A 19,602-nucleotide genomic window follows, 5' to 3' on the forward strand; every position below is an offset into this window, starting at 1 on the left:
GATTGCGCTTTCGATCGTCACCACCACGCCGCAACCGGCGCCGCAGCGATGAACAAGTCACCCGGCCGTTTTCGCCTGAACAGCCTGCGCAGCAGGCTGATGCTGCTGGTACTGCTGGCCATCACACCGATCGCCATCGTCACCGTGCTGGGAGGCCTGCGCGAGCGCGAAGCCGCGATCCGCGCGACGGAAGACAACCTCAAACGCCTGACGGCGCTGGCCGCCGCCAATGAAGCGCAGTCGATCGACCGCGCCCGCCAGATCCTGGTCGACCTGGCCAGCGTGCCGGACCTGATGGGCGACACGGCCGGCTGCAATGCGCTGCTGGCCAATGTCCTCGACCGCAATGAGCTGTATGTCAATTTTGGCCTCATCCAGCTCAATGGCGACGTCAGTTGCAGCGCGGTGCCGATGGTGCATCCGGTGAACCTGGGCGACCGCAGCCACTTCAAGCGCGCCGTCGCCGAACGCCGCTTCATCGCCGGCGACTATGTGTTCGGGCGCGTGATCCGCCGCCACACGATCAACCTGACCTATCCCGTCACCGACAGCGATGGCAAGGTAGTGGCGGTCGTGTTTGCCGCAATGGACCTGGCGGGCCTGGACACCTTCGTCAACGACATCAGCCTCCCGGCCGGTTCGATCCTCGAGACGGCCGATGCCACGGGCAAGCTGATTTCGCGCCGCCCCGATCCCGAGCGCTGGTTCGGCAAGCGTGTGCCCGCCCCGCTGTTTGCGGCGATGCGCGGCCCGCACGACAGCGCCCGCGTGATCCAGGGCGAGGATGGCGTCGAGCGCCTGCACGCGTTCGCGCGCGTCGGGCCGCCAACGCTGTCCGATTACACCGTGACGATCGGCGTGCCGACCGAAACCATCACGCGCGTGGCGCGCGAGGCGCAGTTGATGTCGCTGCTCGGCCTGGGGCTGACGACCATCCTGGCCCTGCTGGCGGCGTGGCTGGCGGGCGACAAGCTGATTGTCCGGCGCGTGCGCAAGCTGATGACGGTGGCGCGCCGGATCGCCGCCGGCGAACTCGACGCCCGCACCGGCATCGGGTCGAACAGCGAGGAAATCGGCCGGCTGGCCGCTGCCCTGGACGAGATGGCCGAGCATCTGCAACAGAAAGAAGCCCAGCGCAGCCTGGCCGAGCGCGAACTGCGCGCGGCCGACCAGCGCAAGGACGAATTTCTCGCGATGCTGGCGCACGAACTGCGCAACCCGCTCGCGCCGATCAGCACCGGCGCCCATCTGCTCAAGCTGCTCCATTCGGACAATGCGCAGATCACGCAGACCTGCGCCATCATTGCGCGCCAGGTCGAGCACATGACGAGCCTCGTCGACGACCTGCTCGACGTCTCACGCGTGACGCGCGGGCTGGTGACGCTGTCGACCCAGATCCTCGACCTGCGCAAGGTGGTCGACGATGCGGCCGAGCAGATTCGCCCGCTGATGCTCGCCCGCCGCCACAAGGTGGTGCTGGACATGCCGCCGGAGCCGGCCAGCGTCAAGGGCGACCACAAGCGCCTGGTGCAGGTCGTCGCCAACCTGCTGGGCAACGCAACCAAGTACACGCCCGAGGGCGGCCACATCACGCTGCACCTGGCGCAGCAGGGCGACGCGTGGGTCATTGACGTGACCGACGATGGCATCGGGATGGATGCGCGCCTGGTCGAGCGCGTGTTCGATCTGTTCACCCAGGCCGAGCGCACCCCGGACCGCTCGCAGGGCGGCCTGGGCCTGGGCCTGGCGCTGGCCCGCAGCCTGGTCGAACTGCACGGCGGCAGCGTCGGCGCAATGAGCGCCGGCCCGGGCCTGGGCAGCACGTTCACGGTGCGCTTGCCGTGCTTTGCGCAGGTGGCCCCAACCGCGCCGGTGGCGTCGCCGCTGGCTGGCAGCGCCAGCGCCGTCGGGCCCCTGCGTATTCTCGTGGTGGATGACAATCTCGATGCTGCCCACACGCTGAGCCTGTTCTTGCGCGCGAGCGGCCACACGGTGGAAGTGGTGTATTGCGCGCTGGATGCGATCGATGTTGCTGCCGTGTTCAAGCCGCAAGTCTGCCTGCTCGACATCGGGCTGCCCGACATCGACGGCAACGAGCTGGCGCGGCGCCTGCGCGCCTTGCCCGACATGGAGAACGCGACGCTCATCGCGGCGACCGGCTATGGCCGCCAGCAAGACCGCGAACAGGCGCGCCAGGCAGGGTTCGACCACTATCTGGTCAAGCCACTCAACACGCTGCAACTGGGCGATCTTCTGGCGCAGGCGAGCCCTCACTGAAACGGGCACCGTGACTGAACCGCCCTTTCGGGCGGGGTCGTTTCATTGGCACAACAGAGCCTCAAATATTGCGTGACAGGTATCATTGCGCCTGCATAGAATTTGCTGCAATAAAATTTAATATGCTCCGGAGAAATTCCGTGCGGCGTGCCGAACAGGATGCTTCATGCCAATTCCTCCAGATGACATCGCGCAGTGGCGCATCAAGGTCTTTACCACCATCCTGCCGATCGTCGTCGCGCTGGGATTCGTTGCAGCCGTGCCCAGCATCCCGCTGCTCATCAGCAAAGGCAAATGGCCGGTCATCGTCATGGACATGGTGGCGATGGCATGGCTGCTGGCCATCTGGCGATTCGACCGCGTCGCGCACACGGTCCGCGTTCTCAATTTCATTGCCATGCTGTTCCTGGTGTCCGTCGGCCTGCTGTTTGCGGTGGGACCGGTTGGCCTGGTCTACATGACGGCGCTGCCCGCGCTGGCCGTCCTCCTGCTTGGCATGCGCCAGGCGCTCATCGGCCTGGCCCTGGGCGCTGCCTGCGTGCTGCTGCTCGGACTGAACGGCCAGGTGCACCTGTATGTCCCCGGCCTGGAACAGAATGGCCTGGCATCGGCGGTCGTCGTTGTCATCAACTTCTGCTGCGTCGGCGTCCTGATCACGATCACCAGCGGCACGCTGCTCAAGGGGCTGGACCGGTCACTCCTCGAAGCGCGCACGGCCGCCGCCGGACTCGAAGCGGGCCAGTTGCGCCTGCACGCTGTCAACGACGAGCTGCGCCTGACGTCGGCCGCGGTCGCGCGCCTGAACGACATGGTCATGATCGCGCGCATGGTCGACGTACCCGGCGCCGAACAGCCGATCATTTTTGCCAACGACGCCCTGCTGCGCCACACCGGTTACGCGCGCGAAGAAATCATCGGGCGCAGCGTGCGCATGCTCGAAGGGCCCGACACCGACCAGGAGACTGTCAGGCGCGTCATCACCGCCGTGATGCACAAGGAAGCCGCCAGTGCCGAAATGGTCCTGTACACGAAATATGGCACGCCGTACTGGGTAGAGGCCGAGATGGTGCCGTTCTCCGGCGACAGTGGCGCGATCACGCACTGGCTGATTGTCAGCCGCGACGTGACGGAGCGGCGCAACGCTGCCGACGCAATCCACCGCCTTGCGTTCTACGACGTGCTGACCGGCCTGCCGAACCGGCGCCTGCTGATGGAGCGGCTCGATGTGGCGGTGGCCGGCGCCCGCGCGGGCGGATCGATGGCGGCCGTGCTGTACGTCGACATCGACAACTTCAAGACCGTCAACGATGCACGCGGCCATGCCATCGGCGACCAGCTGCTCAAGAACGTGGCCGATCGCCTGGTGGCGATGACGGGCGACGACGGCTGCGTGGCGCGCCTGGGCGGGGATGAATTCGTCGTTTTGCTCGACGCGCTGGGCCAGCATGCGGACCGGGCCACCGACCGCGGGCTGGCCGTGGCCGAGCGGATCCGGGCAGCGCTCGCCGACAAGATCGTCATCGATGCCCAGCGCTACTACGCCACCAGCAGCATCGGCGTTGCGCTCACCGCACCCGGCAACGCGCAGCACACGGTGCACGACCTGCTGCGCGAAGCCGACACCGCGATGTACCACGCGAAGTCGCGCGGCCGCAATGGCGTGGCACTGTTCGAACCGGGCATGCTGTCCGACGCCGAAGGCCGCCTGACGCTCGAGCGCGACCTGGGCCAGGCGCTCGACAACGGCGAGCTGTCGCTGCACCTGCAACTGCAGGTCGATGGCGCGCGCATGCCGAGCGGCGCCGAACTGCTGATGCGCTGGCGCCGCAAGGACGGCAGCAGCGTGCCGCCCGATGTCTTCATCCCGGTGGCCGAAACGAGTGGCCTGATCGTGGCGCTGGGCGACTGGGTGCTGCGCGAAGCCTGCCTGGCCTGGCACGTGCTGGACCGCGCCGGCCACCGCTTCCCGCTGTCGGTCAACGTCAGCCCGATGCAGTTCCGCCAGCACGACTTCGTCACCCGCGTCGAAGCGATCCTGCACGAGACGGGCGTGCCGCCCGGCCAGCTGATCTTCGAAATCACCGAAGGCTTGCTGATCGATCGCCTCGACCAGACCATCGAGCGGATGCATGCGCTGGCCGCACTCGGGATCCGCATCTCCATCGACGATTTCGGCACCGGCTATTCGAGCCTGTCGTACCTGACCCGGATGCCGCTGTACGAACTGAAAATCGACAAGAGCTTCATCCGCGACACCCCGCACGACAAGAACGGCACCGCCATCGTGCAGTCGATCCTGGCGATGGCCGGCCACCTGGGCCTGCGCGTCGTGGCCGAAGGCGTCGAGACATCGGCCCAGGCCGAGTATCTGGCCGCGCACGGCAACGCGTGCATGCAGGGTTACCTGTTCCACCGGCCGATGCCGCTCGAGGCGCTGCTGGCCGAACTGCAGGCTGCGCCCCAGCCCAGTTTGTCCGCCGCCTGACCAACAGCGTCGCCACGGGCGGCGCCGATCCATTATCATCTTGTCTTGAACAGGGAGATGTTGATGGATGAAGTGGGAATCGTGCTGGCCATGCTGCTGGCAGTGGTGGCCAGCGGCTACCTGGTGCGCATGCTGCCGTTCGCGGTGCCGCTGCCGCTGATGCAGATCGCGCTCGGCGCGGCCATTGCCGGCAGCACCGGCCACGGAGTGCGGCTCGAACCGCATATCTTCTTCCTCGTGTTCCTGCCGCCGCTGCTGTTTCTCGACGGCTGGCGCATCCCCAAGGTCGGGCTGTTCCGCGACCGCTCCACGATCCTCGAACTGGCCCTGGGCCTGGTGTTGTTTACGGTACTGGGCGCGGGCTTCCTGATCCACTGGCTGATTCCGTCGCTGCCGCTGGCCGTGTGTTTCGCCCTCGCCGCGATCCTGGCGCCCACCGATCCGGTCGCGGTATCGTCCATCGCCGCGCGCGTGCCGATCCCGCCGCGCCTGATGCACATCCTCGAGGGCGAATCGCTGCTGAACGACGCCAGTGGCCTGGTATGCTTCCGCTTCGCCGTGGCCGCCGCCCTGACCGGCACCTTTTCGCTGGGCGAAGCCACGCTGACGTTCCTGTGGGTCGCGCTGGCGGGCGTGGCCATTGGCGCGGGCATCACGGTGGGCGTGAGCTGGGCCCAGCGCCAGCTGGCCGCGCGCATTGGCGAAGAAAGCGGCTCGCCAATCCTGATCAACCTGCTGCTGCCGTTCGGCGCCTATCTGGCAGCCGAGCATCTGGGCGCCTCGGGCATCCTGGCGGCAGTGGCAGCCGGCGTGACGATGAGCTACGTTGAATTGAGCGGGCGCGCGGCCGCCACGACGCGCGTGCGGCGCGCGGTGGTGTGGGACACGGTGCAGTTCGCGCTCAATGGCATCATGTTCGTGCTGCTGGGCGAACAGCTCCCCGATATTCTCGAAGCAGCCCTGGTCGCACCCGAACTGCCGCGCGCGAACGATGTCTGGTGGCTGGTCACCAACGCGCTGGCCATCAGCTTCGGACTGATCATGCTGCGCTTCGTCTGGGTCTGGGTCTCGCTGCGCCTGACGCTGCTCAATGCGCGGCGCCAGAAGCTGCCAGAGTACCGCCCGAATCCACGCCTGATCCTGGCCACGTCGCTGGCCGGCGTGCGCGGCGCGATCACGCTGGCCGGCGTGCTCACGTTGCCGCTGGCGATGCCGGGCGGCGCGCCGTTCCCGGGGCGCGACCTCGTGATTTTTTTGGCCAGTGCCGTGATTGTCGTCTCGCTCGTGCTGGCCAGTGTCGGCCTGCCACGCGTGCTGCGCGGCCTCGAACTGCCGCACGATTCGGCGCATGACAGCGAAGAAGCAAACGCGCGCCACGCCGCCGCGCTGGCCGCACTCGAAGCCATCGCGAATGCACCGCCACCGCCGCCCACCTCGGGCTGCGATGCGCAAGGCGCGGTCGAGATGCATGCCAGCGCGATCGACCAGGTGCGCAGCCTGTACCAATATCGCCTGGATGGCGGGATTGGCGGCGGCGGGGGCGACGTCGGTCCGGCGCAAGCGCGCGCCGCGGAAGACGCCGAGCGTCATTACCGCCTGGCGGCGCTGGAGCACGAACGGGCTGTCCTGCTGCGCATGGCGCGCAACAACACCTTGTCCGACGAAGTCGCGCGCAAGCTGCTGCGCGAGATCGACCTGGTCGAGGCGCGCTATCGCTGACCCGAAGACGTACCTGCCTGCCCCGCACTCCGTTATCTTGCGAACAGTGCGGGCCCTGGCCCGGGCGTAGCATCGATGCGATATCCACCATTCGCGAAACCGCCATGCCCAGCCAGACCCTTGATGCCGTCGACGCACTCGACACCAAAGACTCCACCAGCGCCGCGCGCGCGGCCGGCCTGCGCTACGTGCACGATGGCCGCGCCGGTATCCACCGCGAGGCCGTCAAGGACGGCTTTCGCTACCTGGACGCGCATGGCGCGCCGGTGGAAGACGAGACCACACTGGCGCGCATCAAGGGTCTGGTGATTCCGCCCGCGTGGCAGGACGTCTGGATCTGCGCGCAGGCCAACGGCCACCTGCAGGCCACCGGTCGCGATGCGCGCGGGCGCAAGCAATACCGCTATCACCCAAAGTGGCGCACAGCGCGCGATGAAGTGAAGTACGAACGCATGCTCAAGTTCGGCGACGCATTGCCGGCGATCCGGCACGAAGTCGACCGCGCCCTCAAGCTACCCGGCCTGCCGCGCGAAAAAGTGCTGGCCACGATCGTCTACCTGCTCGAAGCGACGATGATGCGGGTCGGGAACGAGGAATACGCGCGCACCAACAAATCGTTCGGCCTGACGACGCTGCGCAACCGCCACGTGAAAGTCGACGGCAGCGATGTGCAATTCAGCTTCCGCGGCAAGAGCGGCGTGTACCACAAGGTCAAGGTGCACGACCGGCGCCTGGCCGGCATCGTCAAGCGTACGCGCGACCTGCCGGGCCAGGAACTGTTCCAGTACATCGACGAAGATGGCGAAACCCACAGCGTCGACTCCAGCGACGTCAACGACTACCTGCGCAACATCACGGGCGAAGAGTACACGGCCAAGGATTTCCGTACCTGGTCAGGCACCGTGCTGGCAGCGCTGGCCCTGCAGGAATTTGAAAAATTCGACTCCGAGACGCAGGCGAAGAAGAACATCGTGCGCGCGATCGAGTCGGTGGCCGAAAAGCTCGGCAACACGCCGACGATCTGCCGCAAGTGCTACGTGCACCCGGCCGTGCTGGACGCCTACCTCGAAGGCGCGCCACTGGACGTGATGCGCGAACGGACCGAGGAAAAGCTGGCCGAAGACCTGCACGCGCTGCAGCCCGAAGAAGCGGCCGTGCTGGCGATGCTGCAGCAGCGGCTCAGGCACGAAGAAGAAAAGCCACGTGCAGCCGCGCCGCGCAAGAAAGCAGCGCCGAAAGCAGCGACCAAAAAACCGGCACGACGTCGCGAGCCGGTCGCAACATAAATCAGGTGGTCAACGACCCGGCTACACCGGGTGGTTGAACACCTGGCGCAGATAGGCGATATACGTGACGTCGGTGCACTGCGACTTGCCCGGCTCGTCTGACAGCTTGGCCACCGGCTGGCCGTTGCAGCGCACGAGCTTCATGACGATATTGATCGCCGGGAAAGGGGTGTCGTTGGTCAGCTTGGTGCCGATGCCAAAGCCCGTCATCACGCGGTCGGCGAAATGGCGGTACAGGTTCAGGGCCTTGGGGATGGTCAGCGCATCCGAGAACACGAGGCGCTTGGTGCGCGCGTTGATGCGCAGCCGCGCGTAATGCGCCAGCGCCTTTTCGCCCCATACGACCGGATCGCCCGAGTCGTGGCGCAGGCCGTCGAACAGCTTGGCGAAGTACAGGTCGAAGTCGGCCAGAAAAGCATCCATGCCGACGACATCGGTCAGCGCCGTACCCAAATCGCCCCGGTATTCCTGTACCCAGTTCTCGAGCGCGGCGCTCTGGAAGTCGACCAGGCGCGTGCCGAAGGCCTGGTGCGCCTGCAGATATTCATGCGCCATCGTGCCGATCGGAACCAGGTTGAACTTGTAGGCCAGGTAGACGTTCGACGTGCCCTTGAAGTACACCGGCAGCTCGCGCGCCAGCGTCTGCACCACTTCGTCGTGCCACTCGCCCGAAAAGCGGCGGCGCACGCCAAAGTCGAAGAACTCGAACGGGTTGGCGCGCGGGGCTTCTTCGCCGAAGGCGCGCAGCTCGTCGATCTTCTGGCGCAGGCGCGCACGCGCCACGTCCATGGCCTCGGCCTGGTCGAAGCGGCGGAAATACAGCTCGTTGACGATATACAGCACAAAGATTTCATAGCCCATCACGTGCACCAGCGGCCCGCTGGCGCGGATGCGCAGGTGCGGGCCGTCGGTCGTGACCTCGATGAACTTGCGCTGGAAGCGAAACAGCGTGAGGAAGTCGGCGAAGTCGCCCTTGATGAAGCGTAGTCCGCGCAGGTAGGCGACTTCGTGCTCGGTAAACATCATCGAGCACAGGTGATCGAGCTCGCGTTCGATGTCTTCCTTGAGCTCCGCCAGCGGATAAGCCGGCTCGTTACGGCAGCGGAATTCGTACTCGCCCGTCGCGCCCGGGTGGCTGTGCAGCAAAGCCTGCCACATCGTGAATTTATACAGATCGGTTTCAAGCAGGCTGCGAACTACTGGTTTCATCGTTGCTCCAGGTCGATGATGGGGCGGGCCGGCCTGACCAGGCCAGCCAGGGCTTGGTTCATTTGCCGGCGGCTGGCGTGCGGGTGCGGCGTTTTGGCGCAAGCATCGTGCCCGTGCAGCCGGGTGTACCGCAGCGGCAGGCAAACAGTTTCTTGAGCTTGGGCGTATGGCGCTCTTCGTAGATCAGGGCGTAATTGTAGTTCAGCTCTTCACCGGCGTCGATGTCGTGCAGCGCGTGGATATAGACCTTGCCTTCGTCTTCGTACGCTTCGCAGTTCGGCGAGCAGGCGTGGTTGATCCAGCGCGCCTCGTTGCCGCGCCGGCCGCCGTCGATCACGCGACCGTCGGCCAGGCTGAAATAGAAGGTATGGTTAACCGGGCCGCCGGCCTTTTCGGCGCGCTCGGTCGCGAGGTCCCAGCTGATGCGCTCACCGCGGTACTCGATGATGCGCTCGCCCGCGGCGATGGGCTTCCTGGCGAAGACGCCGTTACCGTGGATGGGCGACTGGCGCACTTCGTACGACGGGCCGCTATCTAGCGTGGCAGTGCTGGTGTCAGCCGGCGTGGCTGGGGTTCGCTTGGTGGTCATCAGGGTGGCGCAAGGACGAGAAAAAGAGAGCGTCCATTATGGCCGCATTCGTCCAAAACGCCACGCACTTGCGGCTACACGGGGAAATCTTCCTCGCGGTATTCGAGCGCATCGCCCGCGCCGCCGCCCCGCCCTGCTTCTTCGCGCCGCAACTCGACGCGCCGGATCTTGCCCGAGATGGTCTTGGGCAGCTCGCGGAACGTGATGCGCCGGATCCGCTGGTACGGTGCGAGGCGCGCGCGGCTGAACGCGAACAGCGCGGCGGCCATCTCGCGGCTCGGCGCAACCCCGGCGCGCAGCGTGACGAAGGCCTTCGGTACCGACAAGCGGAGCGGATCGGGACTGGGTACGATCGCCGCTTCTAGCACGCTCTCGTGTTCGATCAGCACACTTTCGAGCTCGAAGGGGCTGATACGGTAATCGGCCGACTTGAACACGTCGTCGTTGCGGCCCACATAAAAATAATAGCCGTCGCTGTCGATCGCCGCCGTGTCGCCCGTGTGGTAGTGGCCGGCGCGCATGACGTCGCGCGTCTTGTCAGCGTCGCCCTCGTACCCCGCCATGAGGCCGACCGGATTGGCCGCCAGCACTACCGCGATCTCGCCTTCGGTGGCCGGCGCGTCGTCGATGTCGAGCAGCGCGATGCGGTAGCCCGGCAGCGCGCGGCCCATCGAGCCGGGCTTGAGGCGCTGGCCCGGGGAGTTACCGATCTGGCAGGTGGTCTCGGACTGCCCGAAACCATCGCGAATACGGATGCCCCAGGCGCGCTCGACCTGCTCGATGACTTCGGGATTGAGCGGCTCGCCCGCCCCCACCAGTTCGCGCAGGGCCGGCTTGCAGGCCGCCAGGTCTTCCTTGATCAGCATGCGCCAGACCGTGGGCGGCGCGCACAGCGAGGTCACGCCGCAGCGCTCGATCACGTTCAGCACCGCGGCGCCGACGAAGCGTTCGTAGTTGTAGACGAACACGGTGGCGCCCGCGTTCCAGGGCGCGAAGAAGCAGCTCCAGGCATGCTTGGCCCAGCCGGGCGAGCTGATATTCCAGTGGATGTCGCCTGCCTGCAGGCCGATCCAGTACATCGTCGACAGGTGGCCGACGGGATAGCTCTGGTGCGTGTGCAGCACGAGTTTCGGCCGCGCCGTGGTGCCGGACGTGAAGTACAGCAGCAGCGGATCGGTGGCCAGTGTCTCGCCCTCGGGCACGAATACGCTCATCACGGCGTGGCTGGCGGCGTAGTCATGCCAGCCTTCATTGCTGCCTTCGTGTGCGCCGCCCACCGCGATCCGGGTAAAACAACCCGGCAGCGCGGCGAACTTGTGCGTCTCGGACGCCTGCGCGATCACGTGCTTGACGGCGCCGCGTGCGATCCGGTCGGCCAGGTCGGCGCCGGACAGCAGCATCGTCGTGGGCACCAGCACGGCGCCCAGCTTGATCCCCGCGAGCATGACTTCCCATAGTTCGACCCGGTTCGGCAGCATCAGCAGCACCCGGTCGCCGCGCCGCACGCCGCAGTTGCGCAGGTACTCGGCAACCTGGCTGGAGCGGGCAGCCATGTCGGCGAACGTGATCTTGTGCTCGGTGCCGTCTTCGTCGACGACCCACAGCGCGATGCCGTGGTTGTCCCGGGCCTGGTGGTCGAAGAAGTCGAGTGCCCAGTTGAAGGTGGTCAGTTGCGGGGGCTGGTAGTCGCGGACAGCGGTGTCGTAGTCGAGCCGGTGCTGCTGAAGGAAGTTGCGCGCCTGCACGAAGCGCTGGGTGGGCGTCATGGTGGTCTCCTGATGGGGTTGCAGGGGGCAGGCTGCGCCAGAGCGCGCCTGCTGTCGTGCTGCCACACCATCATGCCACCAAACGCGCGCGGCTTGCCAATTCCCGTTGGCGGCCCGTTTCGAGAGTAGAATTCGGCTCCAACAAACTAAAGGCACGTGATGAAAAAGACTGACATGGCAAAAGGCGACGCCAAGAAGATTCAAGGCCAGATGGCTGCCCGGGGCGCCGTCGTCGGCGCGCCAGCAAAAGATGCGGCGCCGGATCGCCGCGAACAGCGCGAACGCGACCGCGCGCTGGGACTAATACCGTTCGCCGTCAAGCTCAATGGCGACCTGGTGGCGCAGCTGCAAACGCTGAGCAAGGAGCGCGGCGTCGAACTCAATGCGCTGGTGGCCGAGCTGCTGCAAAAAGGCCTGGCCGACTAACGCTGACTGGCAGTCTCAGGGCGTTCACCAAATCGCTTGACAATACTTTCTGGCAATCCTAAAGTGATATCACTTTGATGTCACACCCACCCAGAAGAGGTTCAAGCATGAATGCATCGCATACCCGCCGCGAAAAGGCATTTTCGTCCGCGAATGGCTACCTGGCCGCCTGCGCCGGCATCGTTTTCCTGCTGGTTGCGGTGTACCTGTTCAAGACCGGGATGGAGACGCCCGACGGTCTGTTTCTGCTGGGCGCCATCGCGCTGGGACTCGCCGGCCTGCTCTGCCTGACAGGCCTGTTCATGCTGCAGCCGAACGAGAGCGCGATCCTCACCCTGTTCGGCAAGTACATCGGCACCGACCGCAGCGAAGGCCTGCGCTGGGCCTTCCCGCTGTACGTCAAGCGGCGCCTGTCACTGCGCGCCCGCAACTTCAATGCGCCCACGCTGAAGGTCAACGACAAGCGCGGCAACCCGGTGGAAATCAGCGCAGCCGTTGTCTGGCGCGTGCGCGATACGGCGCAAGCCGTGTTCGAAGTCGACGATTTCGAGCGCTACGTCTCCATCCAGGCCGAAGCGGCGCTGCGGCACCTGGCCTCGCAATACGCGTACGACGAAGGCGAAGATCTGCCGCAGGGCGAGACCACGCTGCGCGCCGGCATGGATGTTGTTGCCGACGCCCTCAAGACCGAGCTCCAGGCGCGCTTCGAAGCGGCCGGTGTCGAGGTACTCGACGCCAAGCTGACCCACCTTGCCTATGCCGCCGAAATCGCCCAGGTCATGCTGCGGCGCCAGCAGGCCGAAGCCATCATCAGCGCCCGCAGCAAGATTGTGCACGGCGCCGTGAGCATGGTCGAAGCGGCGCTGAAAGGGTTGTCGGAGCGCGGCATCGTCGAACTGGACGACGAGCGCAAGGCGGCGATGGTCAGCAATCTGCTCGTGGTACTGTGCTCGGACAAGGAAACGCAACCGATCATCAACACGGGCACGCTGTACAACTAGCGGCCGACCAGTATGGCAAGTCCAGGAAAAAAAGCATTCGCGCTACGGATCGACCCGGCGCTGTGGGATGAACTGCAGCGCCTGGCCGCGCGCGACCTGCGCAGCGTAAACGCGGAAATCGAATTCCTGCTGCGCGAAGGCCTGGCCCGGCGTGGCGTGAAACTGGCCGAGCCAAAGGGCCAGAGCGATACTGACGGGGAAAGCTGACGGCGGGACTATAATCGGGGCTGAACCTTTGCCGGCCTACCCCATGATCCCCGCCTCATCCTCCCCGTCTGCATCACCCGCCACGTCCACCCCGCTCGTGAACATCCAGGCGCTCAAGTCCTGCGCTGCCTGCAGCATGCACCAGCTGTGTCTTCCGATGGGCCTCGAAGACGCCGACATCGTGCGTCTCGACCAGATCATCGGGCGGCGCCGTCGGCTGGCGCGCGACGAGCGCCTGTACCAGGTCGGCGAGCCGTTTCGCAATCTGTACGCGGTGCGCTTCGGCCACTTCAAGACCTTCCAGATCAATGCTGCCGGCGAAGCCCAGATCACGGGCTTCCAGATGGCCGGTGAATTGCTGGGCATGGACGCGATCAGCGGCACCCACCACTGCGACGCCGTCGCGCTCGAAGACAGCGAAGTGTGCGAGATCCCATTCGTGCGCCTCGAAGAACTGTTCGGCGAAGTGCCGGCGCTGCTGCGCCACTTCCACCGCATCATGAGCCAGGAAATCACGCGCGAGCAGAACGTCATGCTCCTGCTGGGGAATATGCGCGCCGAGCAGCGCTTCGCGGTCTTCCTGGTCAACCTGTCGGCGCGCTATGCAGCGCGCGGCTACTCAAGCACGCAGTTCCAGCTGCGCATGTCGCGCGAAGACATCGGCAATTACCTGGGACTGACGATCGAGAGCATCAGCCGCCTGCTGTCGCGCTTCAAGAAACAGGGCTGGCTTGCCATCGACAAGCGCGAGGTCACGCTGCTCGATCCGGCCAAGCTCAAGGCGCTGGCGGCGGGAACGGATGTGTGCAGCCCGATGGAATGACGCGGGGATCGAAGCAGGTAGCGCCCGGCGCACCCTGGTGGCGCAAGTTGTAATACCCGGTTTCAAAGCCAGCAGGCGCAGCCAGGCGGACGTAAGATCGGCACCGAATCGTCGTAACGATTCATTCAATACGCCCTGACTACCTACCTGACCATTGCCATGATCCCTGCCCGTCCGTTCCTGCCCTTGCTGTTGTCTGCACTGATCCTCGGTGCCCCGCCCCCGGTGGCGGCATCGATCCTGCCGGACGTGCCGGACATCAGCGCCGTCACCGACTACCGCCCGAAGATTCCGCTGCGCGTCTACAGCGCCGACAAGGTGCTGATCGGCGAATTCGGCGCCGAGCGGCGCGACTTCGTGCAGATCGCGAAGGTGCCGGCCATGATGAAGACCGCCGTGCTGGCGATCGAAGACACGCGTTTCTACGAGCATGGCGGCATCGACTGGATCCGGGCACTGGGCGCGGCCAAGGCCAATATCACCGACTTCGGCAGCCAGGGCGCCTCGACGATCACGATGCAGGTGGCGCGCAACTTCTTTCTGTCGCGCGACAAGACGCTGCCACGCAAGCTCACCGAAATTGCGCTGGCCTACAAGATCGAAAAGGCGCTGACCAAGGACCAGATCCTCGAGGTCTACCTGAACCAGATCTATCTGGGTCAGCGCTCGTACGGCTTTTCCAGCGCGGCGCGCACCTATTTTGGGAAATCGCTGAATGACCTGACGCTGGCTGAAACGGCGATGCTGGCCGGCCTGCCGCAGAATCCGTCCAGCAGCAATCCGGTCACGAATCCGGCGGCGGCAAAGAAGCGCCAGCAGACGGTCCTGCGCCGCATGTTCGAGTTAAAGGCAATCACCGAGCCGCAGTACCGGCGCGCGCTGGCCGAGCCGTTGACGCTCAGGCGTGACGGCGCCGGCTACGGCGGGCGCGCCGCCTGGGTCGCCGAGATCGCGCGCCAGGCCGTCCACACGCGCTTCGGCGCGGCGGCCTACGAACGGGGGATCACGGTAACGACGACCGTCATCGCCGCCGAACAGGAAGCCGCCTGGGATGCAGTACGCCGCAACGTCGTCGCCTACGACCGGCGCCACGGCTACCGCGGCCCGGAGGCGCGCATCGTGCTACCGGCTGCGGGCGACGCGCGCGACGATGCAGTGGCCGCCGCGCTGCAGAAACGCCCGGCCGTGGACGGCTTCGTGCCCGCCGTCATCGTCAGCGCCTCGGCCAAACGCGTACGGGCTGCCACGACGGGCGGCGAGACGATCGAGATCACCGGCGCTGGCCTTCGTTTTGCTGCAGGTGCGCTGGCACCGGCAGCGAAAGCTGGCGTCAAGCTCTCGCCCGGCGCCGTCATCCGCCTGAGCAAATCGCAAGGCGACTGGACGATCACGCAACTGCCCGAAGTGGCGGCCGCATTCGTCGCGGTCGATGCCGGGACGGGCGCCTACCGCGCGCTGGTCGGCGGCTTCGACTTCGGGCTGAACAAATTCAATCACGTGACCCAAGCCTGGCGCCAGCCGGGATCGAGCATCAAGCCGTTCGTGTATTCGGCGGGCCTGGAACGGGGGTTCTTCCCTGGCACGCCGATCCTCGACGCGCCACTCGACCTTGGCGGCGACAACGGCGCTGCCGGCTGGTCGCCGCGCAATGACGACAATACGTTCGAGGGCCTGGTAACGGTGCGCCATGCGCTGACGCACTCGAGGAACGTGCCCACCGTGCGCATGCTGCAGGCGATCGGCGTCGACGACACGCGCGCGCACCTGGCGCAGTTCGGCTTCGACGCCGCGCGTCATCCGCGCAACCTGACCATGGGCCTTGGCACGGGCGCCGTCACGCCGCTGCAGATGGCGGGCGCCTACACGGTGCTGGCCAACGGTGGCTACCGGGTCGAACCGTGGCTGATCGCCCGCATCCAGGATGGCGACGGCAAGGTCGTCTACGAACACGCCCGCAAGGAACCGGTGCGCGTACTCGATGCGCGCAACGCCTTCATCACCGACAGCATGCTGCGCGACGTGGCGCGCGTGGGCACGGCGGCAGCGGCGTCACGCCAGCTGGGGCGCAGTGACCTGGCCGGCAAGACCGGCACGACGAGCAATGCGATCGACGGCTGGTTCGCCGGCTACAGCGGTCCGGTGGTGGCGGTGGCGTGGATGGGCTACGACGAACCGCGATCGCTGGGCGGACGCGAATTCGGCGCGACGCTCGCGCTGCCGATCTGGGTCGACTACATGCGCGTTGCGCTGGCCAAATCCCCGGAACGCGCGCCTCTGGTGCCCGAGGGTGTCGTGAACGTCGCTGGGGATTGGGTGTATGCGGAGTATGCGGATCAGCAGCAGCTGGAAACGCCACCGCCGCCGGTGGACAGCATCGACACGCTGATGGAGAACCTGTCGCAGGAAGCCCCGCCGCGCCAGTAGCTACAGCTCGATCACGAGCGCCGGACGATACCCTTCCTGCTCGCCCTTGCTCAGATACCCGAGCGGATTGGCCACGACGCGGCAGCCCCACGACAGCGGGCCGTCGCGGCCCTCGACCACGTAATCGTTCGCGCAGTGCAGGTGGCCATGCATCCACACCTGCGCGCGCTTGAACAAAGCATCCAGCGAATTGCAGAAGCCGGCCGTGCCGGGTGTCTTGCCGTAGCGCGGGTCGGCGCTGTCGAGGCTCGGGGCAAAATGCGTGACGACGACGGTCTTGCCCTCGAACGGCGTGGCCAGCGCCGCGCGCAGCCAGGCCTGGCAATCGAGCGCCAGCGCGCGGATGCCTTCGGCCAGCACCGGCTCGCCATCCTTGATGGTCGTGTTCTTGCTCAGGTAGTAGTTCGCGGCGCGGAAGGCCTTGGTGCGCTGCTGCAGCTGCTTCGTCAGCGGCGCGCCCTCGTCCACCAGTGCGTCGAAGTCGCTCCACAGCGTGGTGCCGATGAAGCGCACGCCATCGAGCGTGACGATTTCGCGATCGAGCCAGGTGATGCCCAGGCGCGCGCAGGTTTCTTGCAGGCGCGCGTAGGTAGCGTCGTAGTCGAGCGCGTCGAATTCGTGGTTGCCGGGGATGAACAGCACCTGCGCCTGCGCCAGGGCGGGCACGAGGAGCGGTGAAAAACGCTCCAGCCCGAAGTCCTGCGTGAGCAGGCGCGAGCCGGGTTGGTACGAGCCGATGTCGCCGGCCAGCACCACGACGTCCGTGCCGGGCAGGAGCTGCGGCTGGAAGTCGGGGTACCGTTCGAGGTGGAGGTCGGAAAAAAGCTGTATGCGCATGGCCGGCGAGTATAGCGCAAGCGCCCTTCGCCGGCCCGCAACGCTCGGGTTTTAGAACCCGATATTGGCCGTCAGGCTGGCCGAACGCGCCACGCCCGGCGTGTAGCGGTAGCCGCTCTTGTTGATCGCGACGACATATTTTTCGTCGGTCAGGTTGTAGACGTTCAGGCGCAGGTCGATGTTCTTCGTCAAGCGGTAACCCAGCATCGCATCGACCACCCAGTACGAATCGGTGTAGGCCGGGGTGCCGATGGCGCCGTCGGTGCCGCGTTTGAGCTTGTCCGAGAAGCGCGCGCCGCCGCCGACCCGCAGGCCCCATGGCAGGTCGTACGAGGTCCAGGCGGTGAACGATTGCTTCGGCGTGTAGGTCAGGCTGTTCTCACCCGAGGCAGTCACGTTGCGGCCACGTTCGACACTCGTGTCCATGTAGACGTAACCGGCGCTGACGAGCCAGTGCGGCGCCAGTTCGCCCGTTGCGCCCAGCTCGATGCCCTGCACACGCTTCTCGCCCGTCTGGTAATACTGCAGGTTGACCGGATCCTGCTCGACCTCGTTCTTGACATCGGTGCGGAACAGCGCGCCCGACAGCGACAGCTTGGACTTGAGCAGATCGAGCTTGCCGCCCAATTCGGTGGTGGTCGACTCTTGCGGATCGTAGATCGGATTCTGCGCGCTGTTGGCATTGCCCGAGACGGTGAAATTGCCGCCCGGCGGCTGCTTCGAGCTGGCGATCATCGCATACACGCTGCTGTTGGCGGTCGGCTTGTACAGGGCCGACAGCTTGCCGTTGACCAGGTTATCGCCGACCTTGAAACGGTTCGCCACGAGCACGTTGTTGGTCAGTGCCACGGTCGAGTAGTCAGCGCGGAAATGGTCGACCCGCACGCCGCCGTTGATGATCCAGCGCTCGCCGATCTTGGCGGTATCGAACACGTACAGGCTCTGGGTATCGACCTCGCCTTCGTTGTAGGCGCCGGTGCGGCGCACGTTCACGGGCGTGGTCGGGGCATCGTTCGGGTTCGGGTTGTAGATGTTCGCGGCCGGCAGCGTGCCCAGGCCCGTCAGGCCCCAGGTGGTCTGGCGCTCGCTGGTCAGTTCGAGACCGCTCACCAGCGTGTGCTTGACCGCGCCGGTGTCGAACTGCGACGTCAGCGTCGTCACGTTGGTCAGGATTTTATTTTCCTGGTCCTTGCCGGTGCGGATGCTGCGCGCCAGCGTCCACGTGTTCGGGTCGGCCGGATTCGGGGTGCCCAGGTTGGCGGCGCTGGTCAGGAATGCACTGAGCAAGTAATCCTGCGACGTCTTGCCGTAGCGGCTCGTGTTTTGCAGCTTCATCGTCGGCGAGAAGTCATGCTCGATGCGCACGGTGGCCATGTCGGCCTTCACGTCGTCGTAGTCGCCGGTCGAACCGTAGAAGTTCTTCGGATCGACCTTCTTGCCGTCGGTGACGAACGGACGGGTACGGTCCGGGCTCGTGTACCCAGGCAGGCCAATGACGTAGACGCCACCGTCGGGGATGTTGTTCTGGTCGACGTGCAGGTAGTCCAGATGCACGCGCGTGGCGCCGTTCAGGCCAAAGCCGATGCTCGGCGCGATTGCCCAGCGCTTGTTTTCGACCACGTCGCGCGAGGCGCTGCCCGCGTCCTGGGCCAGCACGTTCAGACGCACTGCAATGCCGCGCTCTTCGTCGAGCACCTGGTTGACGTCGGCCGTCACGCGCTTTTGCGAGCCGCTGCCGCCGGTGATCGCGGTCGACATCGCGTTGGTCATGCTGGCTTTTTTCGACACCAGGTTGACCGAGCCGGTCGGCGAACCGCGGCCATTGTCGGTGCCCGCCGGGCCCTTGAGCACTTCGATCTGTTCGAGGTTGAAAACGTCGCGCGAGATCGAGCCGATGTCGCGCACGCCGTCGACGAAAATGGAGCTCGACGTGTCGAAGCCGCGCATGAAGATCGCGTCGCCGGTGGTGGTGTTGCCGTTCTCGCCGAGGAAGAACGCGCCCACGCCTGGCGTGTTGCGCAGCGCTTCGGTGAGCGTCAGTGCGCCCTGCTGCTCGAACAGTTCCTTCTTGATGACCTGGAGCGTCTGCGCGGTATCGACGAGGCGCTCGGTGTACTTGGGCGACGACGCCTGTTCGGCGCGGAACGCGTTTTCGTATTTGCCGACGATTTCGACCTTGGTTTCAGGAACGACGTCGACGGGGGCCGCTGCATCGATGCCGGCAGCCTGCGCGCCGAGCGGCAGCAGGACAGCAGCCAGCGCGGTGCGCATGACCTGGTTGCGGGTGGACGAATGCTTGCGGCTTGTTATTGCTTTCATGGCGAGACGGTCTCTTTGCTGTGAGTGGGTGGAAACACTGCTTGAAAAACAATGATTCTACCGGGAATGTAAGGACATGTAAACGATAATCATTATCATTTGCATTCGTACGACACCATTGAGACAGGTCATGCCAGGCTAACAACCGGCAACCATGAGAGATGGGGAAACGCCCTTGCAGGGCAGCGTGCGCGCCCCTGTCGGGCTGATCTGTCTGCAGGTCAGCAGACTTTG

Annotated in this window: 14 protein-coding genes; 9 read left to right on the plus strand and 5 right to left on the minus strand. The window is 65.7% G+C overall.

The window, feature by feature from the left end:
• Positions 1 to 48: 48 nt before the first annotated feature.
• From ACZ0AJ_RS10665 to ACZ0AJ_RS10680, 4 genes are all read left to right on the plus strand, one after another.
• Complete coding sequence (locus tag ACZ0AJ_RS10665; RefSeq protein WP_499454770.1) at positions 49 to 2,277, plus strand: hybrid sensor histidine kinase/response regulator; 2,229 nt, start codon at positions 49 to 51, stop codon at positions 2,275 to 2,277.
• Between the two features lie 166 nt (positions 2,278 to 2,443).
• The gene (locus ACZ0AJ_RS10670; RefSeq protein ID WP_499454414.1) at positions 2,444 to 4,762 is read left to right on the plus strand and encodes a putative bifunctional diguanylate cyclase/phosphodiesterase; all 2,319 of its coding nucleotides are present in this window, start codon (positions 2,444 to 2,446) and stop codon (positions 4,760 to 4,762) included.
• Positions 4,763 to 4,825: 63 nt separating this feature from the next.
• On the plus strand, positions 4,826 to 6,481 hold the full coding sequence (locus ACZ0AJ_RS10675; RefSeq protein ID WP_499454772.1) for a Na+/H+ antiporter: 1,656 nt from the start codon (positions 4,826 to 4,828) through the stop codon (positions 6,479 to 6,481).
• A 104-nt stretch (positions 6,482 to 6,585) separates the two neighbouring features.
• Complete coding sequence (locus ACZ0AJ_RS10680) at positions 6,586 to 7,767, plus strand: DNA topoisomerase IB (RefSeq protein WP_499454774.1); 1,182 nt, start codon at positions 6,586 to 6,588, stop codon at positions 7,765 to 7,767.
• A gap of 21 nt (positions 7,768 to 7,788) precedes the next feature.
• On the opposite strand, the gene pncB is transcribed toward ACZ0AJ_RS10680, so the two are convergent.
• The 3 genes from pncB to ACZ0AJ_RS10695 all read right to left on the minus strand — a co-directional run bounded on the left by pncB (position 7,789) and on the right by ACZ0AJ_RS10695 (position 11,331).
• A complete protein-coding gene (gene pncB, locus ACZ0AJ_RS10685; RefSeq protein WP_258834633.1) occupies positions 7,789 to 8,976 on the minus strand; it encodes a nicotinate phosphoribosyltransferase in 1,188 nt (395 codons plus the stop codon).
• A gap of 58 nt (positions 8,977 to 9,034) precedes the next feature.
• Positions 9,035 to 9,565, minus strand: coding sequence for an SET domain-containing protein (locus ACZ0AJ_RS10690; protein ID WP_499454419.1), 531 nt, complete (start codon positions 9,563 to 9,565; stop codon positions 9,035 to 9,037).
• 74 nt (positions 9,566 to 9,639) lie between these two features.
• Positions 9,640 to 11,331: an AMP-binding protein gene (locus ACZ0AJ_RS10695; protein WP_499454777.1), complete on the minus strand. Its 1,692-nt coding sequence runs from the start codon at positions 11,329 to 11,331 to the stop codon at positions 9,640 to 9,642.
• A gap of 159 nt (positions 11,332 to 11,490) precedes the next feature.
• Here ACZ0AJ_RS10695 and ACZ0AJ_RS10700 point away from each other — a divergent pair, with 159 nt between their 5' ends.
• From ACZ0AJ_RS10700 to ACZ0AJ_RS10720, 5 genes are all read left to right on the plus strand, one after another.
• Positions 11,491 to 11,757, plus strand: a complete 267-nt coding sequence (locus ACZ0AJ_RS10700; RefSeq protein ID WP_499454420.1) for a hypothetical protein — start codon at positions 11,491 to 11,493, stop codon at positions 11,755 to 11,757.
• A gap of 107 nt (positions 11,758 to 11,864) precedes the next feature.
• Positions 11,865 to 12,758 carry an SPFH domain-containing protein gene (locus tag ACZ0AJ_RS10705; protein WP_258834636.1) on the plus strand — a complete coding sequence of 298 codons (894 nt, stop codon included), beginning with the start codon at positions 11,865 to 11,867 and terminating at the stop codon, positions 12,756 to 12,758.
• 12 nt (positions 12,759 to 12,770) lie between these two features.
• The gene (locus ACZ0AJ_RS10710) at positions 12,771 to 12,965 is read left to right on the plus strand and encodes a type II toxin-antitoxin system antitoxin (RefSeq protein ID WP_183553196.1); all 195 of its coding nucleotides are present in this window, start codon (positions 12,771 to 12,773) and stop codon (positions 12,963 to 12,965) included.
• A 43-nt stretch (positions 12,966 to 13,008) separates the two neighbouring features.
• On the plus strand, positions 13,009 to 13,788 hold the full coding sequence (fnr, locus tag ACZ0AJ_RS10715) for a fumarate/nitrate reduction transcriptional regulator Fnr (protein ID WP_499454423.1): 780 nt from the start codon (positions 13,009 to 13,011) through the stop codon (positions 13,786 to 13,788).
• 159 nt (positions 13,789 to 13,947) lie between these two features.
• Positions 13,948 to 16,212, plus strand: a complete 2,265-nt coding sequence (locus tag ACZ0AJ_RS10720) for a penicillin-binding protein 1A (RefSeq protein WP_499454781.1) — start codon at positions 13,948 to 13,950, stop codon at positions 16,210 to 16,212.
• Here ACZ0AJ_RS10720 and ACZ0AJ_RS10725 read toward each other — a convergent pair whose 3' ends face one another.
• Both ACZ0AJ_RS10725 and ACZ0AJ_RS10730 read right to left on the minus strand, forming a co-directional pair.
• A complete protein-coding gene (locus ACZ0AJ_RS10725) occupies positions 16,213 to 17,049 on the minus strand; it encodes a metallophosphoesterase (RefSeq protein ID WP_499454426.1) in 837 nt (278 codons plus the stop codon).
• Between the two features lie 51 nt (positions 17,050 to 17,100).
• The gene (locus tag ACZ0AJ_RS10730; protein ID WP_499454783.1) at positions 17,101 to 19,368 is read right to left on the minus strand and encodes a catecholate siderophore receptor Fiu; all 2,268 of its coding nucleotides are present in this window, start codon (positions 19,366 to 19,368) and stop codon (positions 17,101 to 17,103) included.
• Positions 19,369 to 19,602: the final 234 nt, after the last annotated feature.

Source organism: Telluria sp. AC161 (genome assembly GCF_979258535.1).